This window comes from Sulfuritortus calidifontis (genome assembly GCF_003967275.1).
In the GTDB taxonomy this organism is placed as follows: domain Bacteria; phylum Pseudomonadota; class Gammaproteobacteria; order Burkholderiales; family Thiobacillaceae; genus Sulfuritortus; species Sulfuritortus calidifontis.
Window position 1 is genome coordinate 76,648 of record NZ_AP018721.1, and the last position, 12,793, is coordinate 89,440.

General features: G+C 68.5%; 20 protein-coding genes and 1 pseudogene. 20 read left to right on the forward strand and 1 reads right to left on the reverse strand.

All coding sequences use genetic code 11. The annotated features are described in order from the left end of the window. Window positions 1–124: 124 nt before the first annotated feature. The 20 genes and pseudogenes from EL388_RS00435 to EL388_RS14385 form a co-directional block, all read left to right on the forward strand. A complete protein-coding gene (locus EL388_RS00435) occupies window positions 125–2,095 on the forward strand; it encodes a hypothetical protein (protein ID WP_197721801.1) in 1,971 nt (656 codons plus the stop codon). Between the two features lie 69 nt (window positions 2,096–2,164). Then, on the forward strand, window positions 2,165–2,890 hold the full coding sequence (locus EL388_RS00440; protein ID WP_126458021.1) for an AAA family ATPase: 726 nt from the start codon (window positions 2,165–2,167) through the stop codon (window positions 2,888–2,890). Then, a complete protein-coding gene (locus EL388_RS00445) occupies window positions 2,890–3,123 on the forward strand; it encodes a hypothetical protein (RefSeq protein WP_197721802.1) in 234 nt (77 codons plus the stop codon). Before EL388_RS00440 ends, EL388_RS00445 begins: the two co-directional genes overlap by 1 nt. Window positions 3,124–3,164: 41 nt before the next feature. Beyond that, window positions 3,165–3,641, forward strand: a complete 477-nt coding sequence (locus EL388_RS00450; protein ID WP_126458024.1) for a hypothetical protein — start codon at window positions 3,165–3,167, stop codon at window positions 3,639–3,641. Next, a complete protein-coding gene (locus EL388_RS00455) occupies window positions 3,638–3,838 on the forward strand; it encodes a hypothetical protein (RefSeq protein WP_126458027.1) in 201 nt (66 codons plus the stop codon). Before EL388_RS00450 ends, EL388_RS00455 begins: the two co-directional genes overlap by 4 nt. Before the next feature lie 62 nt (window positions 3,839–3,900). Next, on the forward strand, window positions 3,901–4,383 hold the full coding sequence (locus tag EL388_RS00460) for a phage protein GemA/Gp16 family protein (RefSeq protein ID WP_165919202.1): 483 nt from the start codon (window positions 3,901–3,903) through the stop codon (window positions 4,381–4,383). Continuing rightward, the gene (locus EL388_RS00465) at window positions 4,367–4,756 is read left to right on the forward strand and encodes a hypothetical protein (protein ID WP_126458033.1); all 390 of its coding nucleotides are present in this window, start codon (window positions 4,367–4,369) and stop codon (window positions 4,754–4,756) included. Before EL388_RS00460 ends, EL388_RS00465 begins: the two co-directional genes overlap by 17 nt. Continuing rightward, window positions 4,737–4,946, forward strand: a complete 210-nt coding sequence (locus EL388_RS00470) for a hypothetical protein (protein ID WP_126458036.1) — start codon at window positions 4,737–4,739, stop codon at window positions 4,944–4,946. Before EL388_RS00465 ends, EL388_RS00470 begins: the two co-directional genes overlap by 20 nt. Next, a complete protein-coding gene (locus tag EL388_RS00475; protein WP_126458039.1) occupies window positions 4,946–5,305 on the forward strand; it encodes a Mor transcription activator family protein in 360 nt (119 codons plus the stop codon). The genes EL388_RS00470 and EL388_RS00475 overlap by 1 nt, the downstream gene beginning before the upstream one ends. Window positions 5,306–5,360: 55 nt before the next feature. Continuing rightward, window positions 5,361–5,846 (forward strand): lysozyme, encoded by a 486-nt coding sequence (locus EL388_RS00480; protein WP_126458042.1) that lies wholly within the window; start codon window positions 5,361–5,363, stop codon window positions 5,844–5,846. Then, complete coding sequence (locus EL388_RS00485) at window positions 5,846–6,376, forward strand: hypothetical protein (protein WP_126458045.1); 531 nt, start codon at window positions 5,846–5,848, stop codon at window positions 6,374–6,376. The genes EL388_RS00480 and EL388_RS00485 overlap by 1 nt, the downstream gene beginning before the upstream one ends. After that, entirely contained in the window at window positions 6,366–6,659 is a 294-nt protein-coding gene (locus EL388_RS00490; RefSeq protein ID WP_197721803.1) for a hypothetical protein, read from the forward strand. Before EL388_RS00485 ends, EL388_RS00490 begins: the two co-directional genes overlap by 11 nt. Further along, the gene (locus tag EL388_RS00495) at window positions 6,652–6,978 is read left to right on the forward strand and encodes a cytoplasmic protein (protein ID WP_126458048.1); all 327 of its coding nucleotides are present in this window, start codon (window positions 6,652–6,654) and stop codon (window positions 6,976–6,978) included. The genes EL388_RS00490 and EL388_RS00495 overlap by 8 nt, the downstream gene beginning before the upstream one ends. A 1-nt stretch (window position 6,979) precedes the next feature. Continuing rightward, window positions 6,980–7,510, forward strand: coding sequence for a DUF3486 family protein (locus EL388_RS00500; protein ID WP_126458051.1), 531 nt, complete (start codon window positions 6,980–6,982; stop codon window positions 7,508–7,510). Beyond that, the gene (locus tag EL388_RS14310) at window positions 7,500–7,622 is read left to right on the forward strand and encodes a hypothetical protein (RefSeq protein WP_269470950.1); all 123 of its coding nucleotides are present in this window, start codon (window positions 7,500–7,502) and stop codon (window positions 7,620–7,622) included. The genes EL388_RS00500 and EL388_RS14310 overlap by 11 nt, the downstream gene beginning before the upstream one ends. Next, complete coding sequence (locus EL388_RS00505; RefSeq protein ID WP_126458054.1) at window positions 7,619–8,965, forward strand: phage terminase large subunit family protein; 1,347 nt, start codon at window positions 7,619–7,621, stop codon at window positions 8,963–8,965. The genes EL388_RS14310 and EL388_RS00505 overlap by 4 nt, the downstream gene beginning before the upstream one ends. Next, window positions 8,929–9,318: a hypothetical protein gene (locus EL388_RS00510; protein ID WP_126458057.1), complete on the forward strand. Its 390-nt coding sequence runs from the start codon at window positions 8,929–8,931 to the stop codon at window positions 9,316–9,318. Before EL388_RS00505 ends, EL388_RS00510 begins: the two co-directional genes overlap by 37 nt. Continuing rightward, window positions 9,305–10,894 carry a DUF935 domain-containing protein gene (locus EL388_RS00515; protein WP_126458060.1) on the forward strand — a complete coding sequence of 530 codons (1,590 nt, stop codon included), beginning with the start codon at window positions 9,305–9,307 and terminating at the stop codon, window positions 10,892–10,894. Before EL388_RS00510 ends, EL388_RS00515 begins: the two co-directional genes overlap by 14 nt. Beyond that, window positions 10,894–11,085, forward strand: a complete 192-nt coding sequence (locus tag EL388_RS00520) for a hypothetical protein (RefSeq protein WP_126458064.1) — start codon at window positions 10,894–10,896, stop codon at window positions 11,083–11,085. Before EL388_RS00515 ends, EL388_RS00520 begins: the two co-directional genes overlap by 1 nt. Window positions 11,086–11,215: 130 nt before the next feature. Next, a pseudogene (locus EL388_RS14385) lies at window positions 11,216–11,587 on the forward strand (phage head morphogenesis protein); the annotation flags it as partial. Window positions 11,588–11,614: 27 nt separating this feature from the next. Here EL388_RS14385 and EL388_RS14390 read toward each other — a convergent pair. Beyond that, window positions 11,615–12,478: a helix-turn-helix domain-containing protein gene (locus EL388_RS14390; protein ID WP_420856660.1), complete on the reverse strand. Its 864-nt coding sequence runs from the start codon at window positions 12,476–12,478 to the stop codon at window positions 11,615–11,617. Between the last annotated feature and the right edge of the window lie 315 nt (window positions 12,479–12,793).

Genomic DNA, 12,793 nt, shown 5'->3' on the forward strand with positions numbered 1-12,793 from the left:
GCGGTGCCCTCTCCCCGCTGAAACCAGCCCGGCGGCCACCGGCGCGGGTGGGCTCACCGGCGGGGGTGGCGCTGGATGCGCCTTCGTGCCGGGCGGTGGCACCGCCGCGCCGGCAGGGTACCCGATGGCAGCCGCTGCGACGGCGGCGGCGAACGCGGGCAACGGGCCGCTAACCCGTAGGGCCGGTTCGATTCCGGCTACCCCCACCACCATTGCAAAACCGACCGAACCCGACGCCGACGCGCTCCTGATCGGCCAGATCGTTGGCGCTGGCGTGCGGGATGATGATTTTGAGCGGGTATTACGCGCTCGCGACATGTTTTTACTGCTCAAGCCTCTGCTCGACCTGCCCGAGCGGCATAAGGGCCGCCGGGCGATGGCCGAGAGCATCGCGCAGTCTCTTGATAGAAGTGTTGCGCAGGTGTATCGGCTGGCCGAGATCGCCCGCGATGGCGGCGTGGCCGCGCTGGCGCGCCTGGGGCAGCGGCGCGACCGTGGGCAGGCGCGGCGGTTGATTTCGGGGCCGTGGCTGGCTTGGGCGCAGGATGCGGCGGCGCAGTGGGCGGCAGAGGATGTGCCGACGCTGGCCACGCGCATGCGCGATGCGGTGCGCATGGCCTGGGTGGGCGGCGCGCCGAGTGACCGGCAGTGCTGGCTGAAAGCGACGGCGAAGGTGGCGCGCGATTTGATGGAGCTGGGCGCGCCGCGCGCGGTGTGCGCCAGCCTGCTTTCTGTGCCCTGCCCGCGCCGGTATGTGGGGGCCGAGGGGCAGCATTTCCGGGTGGCGGGCCGTTCGCTGCGCGACGGAAAAGCCATTTACGACCGGCACCTGACGCCGGTCAAGCGCACGGCGGCTGGGCTGATGCCGGGCGAGCTGGTGTGCGGCGACATCACGCCGTTGGACATCCCGGTGTTGCGCGAGGACGGCAGCACGGCGTATGCGCGCCTCGTCGCCTGGCACGATGTCGCGACCAACTGGTTGTGGCTTGACGCGGTGCTACTGGACAAGGGCCAGGGCATCCGCCGCGAGCACGTGGCGGCGAGCTACGCACGCATGTGCGAGCGGGCGCCGTTTGGCGCGCCGCGCAGGCTGTATCTGGACAACGGCAGCGAATACCAGTGGGACGAGATGCTGGTGGCCTGCAAGCGGCTGGCGGACTTGACCGGGCAGCAGTTCGCCTTCGAGGAGGCGGCGACCACGGCGGCGGATCGGCAGGTGGTGCGCTCGATCCCATTCAGGCCGCGCGCCAAGCGCATCGAGGGGCTGTTCGGGAACCTCACGGACTGGCTCGGCTGGTGGTTTGGTTATGTGGGCGGCAACCGAATCACGAAGAAGGTGGCAACGCTCGGCAAGGGCGTGCAGCCCGCCGCGTTCGAGGCGGTGAAAGACTGGCTGAACCGGACGCTGGCGGATTATCACGTCACGCCGCAGCCGGGCGCCGAGCACATGGGCGGCCTGAGCCCGCAGCAGAAGCTGACACAAGCGCTGGAGAGCGGCTGGCGGCCGTGGAAGATCGACAGGCTGACGCTGGCGCTGGCCTTTGCCGACTACGAGGTGCGGCGCGTCAACCGCGGCACGGTCTCGGTGGATGGAGTGACCTACAGCGGCGACTGCCTGATGGCCATCGAAGGCCGCGTGACGGTGGCGGTGCCGCGCATCCTGAATGAAACCGGGGCCTACATCCTGGACGCGCAGGGCCGCCGCATCCTGGGCTGGGTTGAGCCGGAGAAGACCTACGGCATCACCGACCCGGCTGGCGCGAAGGAAGCCGCGCGCAGGCGGCAGGCGCTGAATGTGCTGCTGGCCGAGCGCATCGAGCAGGCGGGCGGGCCGCTCAACGAGGCGGCTCTGGCCGGCACACGGGCCGAGCTGCTCGGATTGGATGCGACGCTCGACCAGGCCGAGGCCGCCGCGCAGTGGGTGCAGCCCAGCGCGGAAGTGCTGCAACTGCACGAAGGCATCAAGGCCGCGCGGGCGCGGCAGATCGAGGAGATCAACCGGCGCATGGAGGTGCGCATGACGGCGGAAAAACTCAATCGCCTGGGCGTGGAGGACGACGAGGAAACGCGGCTTGCGCGTGAGATGGGGCTTTGAAGAGGTGGCCGCCCGGCGGCAACCGGGCGGCTGGTGTGAAACGGCAAACGACAAGGAGCAGATCGCATTATGGCAAAAAACAAGGAAATCCGCGACACCAAGGTTGTGAGGGAGGCGCTTGCGCTGGCCCAGCTGGTGCTCGCCGAGGACAACCCAATCGGCGAGATCACCGGGGCGGCGGGCACAGGCAAGACGATGGCGGGTCGCGCCATCGTGGACAAGCACGGGGCGCTGCGCATAGCCGCGTGGGACGGCATGACGCGCCACCAGCTGCTGCGCGAGGTGGCGCTGCTGGCGGGCATCGAGGGCGCGGGCGCGGCGGACAAGCTCCTGCGCCGGGGCGAGGACGCAGAGCGGCTCTTGCTGGTGGTCGATGAGGCCAACAAGTGCAGCTGGCGCGTTCTGGAGACCCTGCGGTATCTGGCGGATGAGTGCGCCATCGCTGTGATCCTGATCGGCACGGAGCTGTATTCCCGCAAGTTCAGCGAGGCGAGAACGCGCCCGCTGCTGCTGCAACTGGGCTCCAGGATCGGAGCCAAGCGTGTGAGCACGCGCCACCTCGACCGCGCAGAGACATACGCACACGTGATCCGGCCCATCTTCGGCGACGTGGCTGACAAGGACGTGATCACGCAGTTCTGGACGCTTTGCCGCAAGGGCAACTACCGCGAGGCGGTGGAGCTGGCCGGCGAGTGCCAGCGGATCATGGCCAGCAACGGCATTCAGTCACTCACGCCTGCGGTGCTCGAGCTGGCGGGCAAGTGGATGGCCAACCGGCATGCCGTGGAGGGCTGATGGTGCAGCATCTTGTGAGCCGCGCGGAGGCCGCGCGCATCCTGGGCGTTTCGGACGCTGCGGTGGGGCGCATCCGCGCAGGAAGCTACCCGGATGGGGAACTCGCCGAGCGCTACCGGCTGCTGGTGGCGGTGGTGGAACGGGCGGCGAGAAGCCCGGAGGCGACGGCGATCTGCCGCGCCTGCCCGCGCGAGGACTGCGCGGGCTGCCGGATTGCTGAACTGAACGTTTGAGGGTATGGCCGCCTGGCCGGGCGGCGGACAAGGAGATTGATATGGCAAAAGTAGCAACGAAAGAGCAAGAGACGGCAACGGTGGCAAAAGCCGGGCTGCCTGCTGGAGAAAAAATCCTGCGCGACGGCGGCGAGGTGGTGCCGCTGGATGCGGCCAGCATCCGGCTGGTGATGCAGGGCTGGCAGATCAAGAAGCAAATTGACGAGCTCAAGGCGGCGCTCGATGAGGTGAACGCGCAGATCATCGAGGCGCATGGGACGGACTGCTCGCTCATCGTGCGCGGGGTGTGCCGGGCGAGCATCGCCGAGCGCGAGGCGGTGAAAGTCACAGACGCTGCGCGACTGAAGGCTGTGCTTGGAGATCGCTTCGATGACCTGATTAGGACAGAGGTCGCATACAAGGCCGAGGCGCGGCTGATCGAGATGGCATGCGACGGTGACGAACCGCTGCAGCCGGCCATCGCCGCATGCCTGACGGTTGGCAAGTCCTCCAGCGTGACCTGGAGGGCGGAGAAATGAGTGAAGGCCTGATCGACCGCATCGAGCAGGGCATGACGACGGCCATGGATGCCGAGATCGTCGCCCGCGCCATGGCGAAGTTGGCGCGCTACGAGGTGGCGCTCACCGAGATCGCAATCTACGGACGTGCGGAGGATGCCATGAAGGCGTGCCAGGCGCTGGCCGAATGCGCGCGGCCTAGGCCTCTGTCCGTGTGACCCAGCCCATGCCCATGCCGTGCGGCGTGGGCATGCACGGGGTTCACAGACTGGAGACGATGATGGACAGCAAGACTCGCCGCCGCGTGCTGCTGGGGCTGGCGCACAGGGCCGCCTTGCAGCTTGGGCTGGACGACGATGCCAGGCGGCAGGCGCAGGCCGCATTCGCCGGGCGCGCATCGCTCAAGGACTTCGATGACAAGCAGCTGGTGGCATGGTGCTGGGAACTCAAGCGCCGCGGGGCCGAGATCGGCATCCCTTCCCCGCCGCCCAAGGGCGGGCTGGGCTGGAACAGGCCCACGCCAGCGCAGTGGGCCACCATCGAGCGGCTGGCTGGCAGCCTCGCGCTCACAGACACCGCGCTGGCGGCTTTCGTCAAGCGCACAACCGGGCTGGACGATCCGCGCTTTCTGACGAAGCGCGGGGCGACCGAGGTGATCACCGGCCTAGAGAAGTGGGCGCGATCGCGCGGCGCTGACACCCGCAGCAAGACGCGCCAGGCCATCGAGGCACTGCTGGAGGATGGCGATGGCGGCGCAGCCTGAGCCGTGGTTCGAGCGGCGCATCAAGCGCGGCCTGGCCGCGCTGATGGCGCTGCGCATGGAAGGCCACCCGCCGGCGGACACGGTCGAGGCGACGGCCAAGGTGTGGGTGCAAGCGCTCTGGCCTGGGCGCGCCTGGGTCGAGGCACTGGACGCCGATCGCATCGGCGAGGCCTTCCGTCAGATCACATTGCATGAGACGCGCTGGCCGACGCCAGCGGTGTTTCTGCGGTACCTGCCGGCGCGGATGCCGCAGAAAAGCCTGCCGCCGCCGGCGCAGACGGCGGAGGAAAAAGAGAGGGCGCGAGCTATCCTGGCCGGGATCATGGAAGCGCTGAAGAGCAAGAGGACCATCAATGAAAGCGGCCAGAATTGAAAAAAGCGATCGGCTGCAGCGCGTGCTGGCGCTGCTCGAAGACCGGGCGTGGCACTCCACGCTCGATATCGTGATCGGCGCGGGCGTGTGCGCCGTCAACTCGTGCATTGCCGAGCTTCGCGCGAACGGCTTTCCCATCGCCTGCCGCCGCGTCGGGCGCGAACGCTTCGAATACCGCCTGGAGGGATGATGGCGGTCGCAGACACGGCGCTGCTCGAGCGCCTGATCGGGCGCGAGGCGCTCGAGACGCTCATCTCCGTGGCCGGCGGGCTGGTTGTCTACATCCCCAAGAACCCGCCGCTCGACGGCCCGCTGGCCGAGCTTCCCATGCCGGCGCAGGAGGCGCTGGCAGCCTGGGCGGGCGGCACAGAGCTTTACGTGCCGAAGTGCGACGGCGCGGCGCGCGCGGCGCGCGACGCGGCGATCCGCGCCGCCTACGACGCAGGCGAGCCGGTTCAAGCCATCGCCAGGCGCTACCGGCTAACCGAGCGGTGGATCTACGAGATTCTTGGTCGCCACGAGGACGACAAACAAGGCGATCTGTTCTAGCTATCTGAACCGCTTCAGGCTGCCGCGCATCGCGCGCGCGCCTGATACTCGCGGCATGAAGCCGCGCCTTCTTCCTTCCATGATTGCCGTCTCCGCCGTCGCCGTTGCGGGCATCGCCGTGCACGAGGGGTACCGCGCGCGCGCCTACGACGACGGGGTTGGCGTGCGGACGGTCGGCTTTGGCACAACGCGCCGCGAGGACGGCAGCCCCGTGCGAAAGAGCGACACCATTACGCCGGAGCGCGCCGTGCTGCGGCTGGCGAAAGATGCCGATGCCATCGGGCGGCAGATCGCCGCGTGCATCGGCCATGTGCCGCTCGCCCAGCACGAGTTCGACGCCTACGTGAGCCTGGCCTACAACATCGGAGCGAGCGCCTTTTGCCGCTCGACCATAGTCAAGCGTCTCAAACAGACGCCGCCAGACTACTCCGGCGCGTGCGCGGCGATCAAGATGTGGGACAAGGCCGGCGGCCGCGTGCTGCCGGGCCTCGTCAAGCGGCGCGAGGCCGAATACAAGCAGTGCTTGGGGGCAGCGCAGTGATGCCGTCCGTCTGGCCATTGCTGCTGGTGGCCGCCGTCTCTGGCGCGGCCGGCGCTGGCATCGCCTACTCGCTGGAGCACCGCGCGCGGCAGGCCGAAGTGGCCGTCCTGCGCGCCGAGATGGCAGACCAGCAGGCCGCGGCCGCGCAAGCCGCTGCCGCCAGGCTTTCCGCCGCGCAGGCTGCCGAGGCCGCTGCCGTGCGCACATTGCATGCGACGAAATCGCGCCTGGCCGTCACCGAAAAACGCCTGAAGGAGTCCCTCTATGCCCTGCCGACTGCTCAGTCTTATGGCTTGTCTTACGCTGCTCGCGGGCTGCTCAACGCCCGCCTCAGTGACGCCGACGACATGCCCGCGCGTGCCAGCGAGCCTGATCGAGCCGCTTCCGAATCTCCCGCAGATCCCGGCCAGTCTGGCGTCACCGAAGCCGACCTCGGCGGCTGGATCGCCGGCGTCATCGGCGCCTACGACGCCTGCCGCGCCAGGATCGAGGCCATCCGCCAGTGGGACGAGGTGACGCATGGAAGGTGACGTGATCATCAGCGCCTTCAACTGGCCGGCCATGCTGGCTATCGGCGGTGCGCTGCTGGGCGGCATCTTCGCCCTGCTCAAGTGGTTCGCCGGGCGGCTGCTCTCCGACATCGAGAGCCGCCTCACCCGCATTGACGATCTGGAGAGCCGCTTCGAGCGGCTGATGGCCGAGTTGCCGCTGCACTACCAGCGGCGCGAGGACGCCATCCGCGAATTCACCGCCATCAACACCAAGCTCGACCGGCTCTACGAACTGCTCGCCAGGAGATCGCCCCATGACTGAACGTCGCCTCGATGCCGCCATCGACATGGCCCGCGCCGAGCGCGAAGCGCTGCGCTGGCTCATGCTCACCGCGCTGTGGCACGCGCGTCCTTACGGCACTCGTGAAGACGTGCTGCTGTCGTGCGCGCACGAGATCCCGATCTACGCCACCGCCGACCTCATCCGGCGCGAGCTAGGCTGGCTGGAATCCCACGGGCTCGCCGCCATCGTGCGCGAGTCGTCGCCCATCTGGTCTGCGAAGCTGACCGCGCTGGGAGAAGACGTGTACGAGTACCGCGCCGACGCACCAGCGGGCCTGGCGCGCCCGCCGAGGTGGTGAGATGGCGCGACGCAGCAAGGTGGACACCCTGCCGCCCGCGCTCAAGGCCGAGCTGGAGCGCCTGCTGGCCGACCGCACGCACGGCGGGTATGAAGCGCTGGCCGCGTGGCTCAAAGAACAGGGCTACGAGATCGGCAAGAGCAGCCTGCACCGCTACGACCAGCGGGTGCAGGCGGTGATGCTGCGCATCAAGGCCAGCACCGAGGCCGCTCGGCTGATCGCGCAGGCCGCGCCAGATGAGGCCGACGAGCACTCGGCTGCCGTGCTGCGCATGGTGCAGTCGGCGCTGTTCGACGCCATGAGCCGGGTGACCGAAGCCGCCGACCTGGCCGACCCCGCCGAGCAGGTCAAGGTCTTGAGCCAGGCCGCGCGCGCCATTGCCGAGGCCAGCCGCGCGTCCATCGGCCAGAAGCGCTGGGCCGACGAGGTGCGCGCGAAGCTCGACGAGGTGGAGCGCGTCGCACGCAATGCGGGCAAGGCGCTCGATGCCGAGACGCTCAAGGCCATCCGGGAGGGGTTGTATGGCGGTTAATGGGCTGCGGATTTACCGGCGTTTCGACCCGGTGGCCGGTTTCGGCATCTACTGGTGGGACGGGCTGTGCATCCATCTGTGGCGAACGGTCGTGGTGATCGAGTTGTCATGACCGCCCCCATCCTCTACCCCTACCAGCGCCGCTACCTGGCTGATGCCAGCCGCTGGAAGGCGGCGATGTGGAGCCGCCAGACGGGCAAGACCTTCACCACCACGCTGGAGGCGGTGCTGGATTGTCTGTCCGCCGAGGCCGAGGGGCGCATTGCCCGCTGGACGATCCTGTCGATATCCCGCGACCGGGCGCTGGACGCCATCCGCACCGGGGCCGCGGTGCACGCGCAGGCCATCGGCGCGGCCTACGAGCTGCTGATGGACGACAGCCTGGGCATCGAGCAGCAGGCGGCGATGGTGCGCTTCCCCGGCGGCTCTTACGTGCGGGCGATCGCGGCGCGGCCCGAGACGGCGCGCGGCATGTCGGACAACCTGATCCTCGACGAATTCGCGCACCATAAGGACAACCGCGCCCTGTGGCGGGCGCTGGTGCCCGTGGTGTCCAAGCCCAGCCTCAAGATTCGGGTGATCTCCACGCCCAACGGGGTTGGCGACATGTTCCACGAGATCATGACCGCCGACGATGGCCTGTGGAGCCGCCATGTGGTGACCATTCACGACGCGGTGGCCGACGGCCTGCCGCGCGACATCGCCGAATTGCGCCGCGCCGCGCGCGACCCGGACACCTGGGCGCAGGAATTCGAGTGCGCCTTCCTCGATCGCGCCGGGCGCGAGTGGCTCACCTACGAGGAAATCCTGGCCGCGCTGGAAGCGCCGCCGCTGCCGCCCTACGACGGGCGGCCCGTCTATGTGGGCATGGACATCGCCGCGCGTGGCGACCTGTCGGTGATCGCCGTGATCGAGGACGTGGGCGCGGGCGTGCTCGCGCTGCGCGAGATGCAGGTGATGCGCGGGGAATCGTTCGCCGCGCAGCTTGCCCGGCTCGATGCGGTGTTTCGCGCCTACCGCGTGGCGCGCTGCGCCATCGACCAGACCGGCATGGGCGAAATGCCGGTGCAGGAGGCGCAGCGGCGGCATGGGCAGTACCGCGTCGCTGGCGTGCTGTTCAACGCCGCGAACAAGCTGGAGATGGCGGTGGCGCTCAAAGACCGGCTGCAGGCGCGGCGGCTGCTGATACCTGACGTGCATGGAAATGCGCGGGACGCATTGATCGACGACCTGCGCGCCGTGCGCATGGAACCTGGCGCTGGCGGCGTGCCGCGCTTGCTCGCCGACCGGGATGGATCGGGACACGCCGACCGCTTCTGGGCGCTGGCGCTGGCCTGCGCCGCCGCGGGCGAAGGCGTGCCGGTGTATGGGTATGAGAGTGTGGCGCGCCGCAGCTTCGCGCCGCGCTGGGATGATGAATGGCGCAGCCGCGCCGGGGAGTGGGCAGGATGGTGACAGGAAAGAAATTCGCGGCCATCGTCATGTTTGACGTCGCGGCATGCATGACGCTGGCGCTGTGGGTTGTGTTTGAAAACACGGTGGCAGAGAGCGTGTTCAAGGCCTTTTTCTGGGCAGTCACGCCGCTTGCGGCCGTTGGCTATTTCGTGGCGCCGCGCTCGGTTCGCGAGTATGCGCGATCGCCGCAATGGTTTATTGGCTACGTTCGCGGCGTAAAAATCGCTGTGCTGGCATTGCTGGCCGTTGAGCGTGAGACCGTCATGATGGGTGCTCTGATCCTGGCATGGATCGCTTTCGAGAGCGCGCTGCGCTGGTGCATCGAGCAGGAGAAAGATCATGAAACACGCTAAACACAAGCCGGTGACGATCCACAAGAGCCAGCCAGCCGCCGCGCAGCTACGCGAGGAAATCGCCCGGCCCGCACAGACGGGCCTGCGCAGCGTGTGGCAGTGGCGCCCGCTGGCTTCCATGACGCCTGCGATGGTGGCCGACGTGCTGCGCCGCGCAGCACAGGGCGATGCGCACGACTTCCTGCTGGCTGCCGACGACATCCGCGAGAAGGACTTGCACTACCGCGCGGTGCTGCAGACGCGCACGCTGGCGGTAGCGGGCCTGCCGATCGACATCCAGCCCTGGGACGACTCGCCCGCCGCGAAGCGCGCCGCCGAGCTGGTGCAGGATGCCGTGCGCGAGAGCGATCTGGCCGTGCTCATCACCCACCTCATGGACGCGGTGGCCAAGGGCTATGCGGTGGCAGAGATCGTCTGGGAGACCTCGGGCGATGTGTGGTACCCGCGCAGCATCCTGCCGCGCGAGGCGCACTGGTTCAGCTTCGATGCCGACACCGGGCGGCTGCTGCGTCTGGTCGATGGCAGCGCGGAGGGGGCGGAGATTCCGCCCTACCGCATGATCGTGCACGCGCCGCCGGTGGCGGCTGGTATTCCGCTCCTTGGCGGGGTGGCGCGAAGCGCGCTGTGGGCCTGGGTGTTCAAGAGCTACGCCATGCGCGACTGGGCGCGGTTTTGTGAGTTGTTCGGGCAACCCATCCGCGTGGGCAAGTATCACCAGGGCGCGAGCCCAGATGACGTGGCCGTGCTCAAGCAGGCGGCGTTCTCGCTCGGCTCGGATGCGGCGGCGGTGATCCCGCAGGAGATGGTGCTCGAACTCATCGAGTCCGGCAGCAAGTCGGCCAGCGCCGACCTCTATCACCAGCTCATCGACTACCTCGACCGGCAGGTGAGCAAGGCGGTGCTCGGCCAGACCATGACCACCGACTCGGGCACCTCCGGCAGTCTCGCGCAGGCGAAGGTGCACCAGGAAGTGCGCCGCGATCTGCTCGAAGCCGATGCGCGGGCGGTGGCCGCCACCCTCACGCGCGACCTCATCGCGCCCATCGTGCGGCTCAACCTGGGCGATGCCGCGCCGCTGCCGGTGCTGAAGCTCCTGGTCGAAGACCCGGAAGACCTCACCGCCCTGGCCGACCACGTGGTCAAGCTCACCGGCGCTGGCATGCCGATTCCGCAGTGGTGGGTGAGGGAGAAGTTCGGCATTCCAGAGGCGCAGGACGGCGAGCCTGTGCTGGGCGCGCCGGCTGCGCCACAGGATGCGCCAGCCGCGCAATCCGTGCACGCATTGCATGCGACGCGCTGCGGCTGCGCGGCGCATGCGCAGGGCGCGCCGGACGCGCCAGACATCCCGGCACTCCAGGCTGACCGCATGGAGATCGAGGCCGAGGCGGCCTGGACGGCCATCATGGACAAGGTGCGGCAGATCGTGGAGGGCGCGGACAGCCTGCCTCAGCTGCGCGATGCGCTGCTGGCGGCCTTCGCCGACCTGCCAGAGAGCGAGCTCGCCGAGGTGATGGCGATGGGCTTCGCCGCTGCGGAACTCGCAGGGCGCTTCGCCGCGCGCGCCGAGAGCGAGTGATGGACGAGGTCGACATCACCGCCGAGCGGCTCGAGCGCGAGATGGAACACATCCTGCGCCTGCGCCGTGCCGCAGGGCCGCGGCCCACCGGCGAATGCCTGTGGTGCGGCGAGCCGCTGGCCGATCATCTGCGCTGGTGCTCTGTGGACTGCCGTGACGACTGGGAGCGCGCGCATGGCGGCAGCCGCTGATCCTGCCCTGCGCGCCGCGCTCAAACGGCCCTTCGCCGAGCAGGTGGCGTTCTTCCGCGGCAAGCTCGGCAACCTGGTGCCCACGGCGACGTGGCGCGACATCATGCGCAGCCAGCACGACCGCGCCTTCATGGTCGCTGGCGCGGCCAAGGCGGATCTGCTCGCCGATCTGGCCGCCGCCGTGGACAAGGCGATCCATGATGGCGAGAGCCTGGACGCCTTCCGCCGCCGCTTCGGCGAGATCGTGCAGCGCCACGGCTGGCACGGCTGGACGGGCGAGGAGTCGGCAGCCGGGCGCGCCTGGCGCACGCGGGTGATCTACCAGACGAATCTTTCCACCAGCTACGCCGCCGGGCGGCTCGCGCAGCTCAAGGAGGGCGGCTATGCCCTGTGGGTCTACCGCCACGGCGGAAGCCGCGACCCGCGCCCGCAGCATCTGGCCTGGAACGGACTCACGCTGCCCGCCGATCACGACTTCTGGAAGACGCACTATCCACCCAGCGCGTGGAACTGCTTCCCTGGCGATACGTCAGTGCGCTGCGACGCGATCGCCGGTCAACGGGCATGGTATTCGGGAGAAATGGTGGAGTTGCACACGGCTCTCGGGAAACGGTTGCGCCTCACCGTCAACCATCCAGTATTGACCAGGCGCGGATGGGTTGCCGCGCACGAACTCCAAAAAGGCGACGAGTTGATCGGTGCATGCGCCGATGTCGATGCCGCGCTGAACGGGATCGTACACAATGAACATCCGCCAGCCCGCGCAGAAGATCTGTTCGAGGCGCTCTCGGCGCAGGGACTTCGCATCGTTCCAGTGGCGGCGGACGATTTCTACGGCGACGCGCTCGGCATGGAAGGAGAAATCCACATTGCGGGTGCCGATTGCGGCCTGATGCACGAAATCGAGGCCGCGCGCGACGAACTGCGCACCGAAGGCTGGCTCGACCTTGCACTGCATGGCTGCGTTGAAGCCGCCCACGTTGGCGGCTGCGCGCCGATGGTTCCAGCGATCGCCGCCGAGGCCGCGACGCTTGAGCATATCGAGCACAGTTGGCTTGGCGACGCCCAGGCGCATGGCGATCATGCGCGCACTGGTCAGGCCGTTACGATAGAGGCTGATGACGGCGCGCTCGATGTCGGCATTGCGCGCGTCTGCCGCAGCCCACGCCTTGGCCAGGAAGCGCTCGCGCCATCCGTCAGTACGCTTGATGGCTTGCCACGACGCGCGCCCGGCTTCTGCGCGGTCGCGCAGGGAAACGCCGGCCAGGCGCAGCGCGCGCGTGAGTGCACCGCGACTGCATCCGCGCTCTATCGCCAGCTGCTTGATGCTGGCTCCGGAAAGATAGCGCGTGACGAGATCGTCGAGATCGGAAAATTCCAGTGGTCTGGTCATGTATACGATTTCACGACATCCACAGGTCTTATTCTAGCGGGTGGCATTGTTGTAAGCAACTGCTCATGCTACGTGGTGGGCGCGCGCTCGGCCGAAGGCGCGGCTCGGCTTGGCGGCAAGCCCGGCTACACCGCACCGCCCGCCGGGTGGGACGTGCGTGACGCCAAGGGGCGGCTACCGGGTGTGGATGAGGGGTGGGATTACATGCCGGGGGCAAGCGTGTTGTGCGCAGATGCGCACGCCAGCGGCGGCAGGCGATGCGCGGACTTCCGGCTGCTGGAGACGGTCGCCGACAAAGCGGCGCGGCTGCGTCAT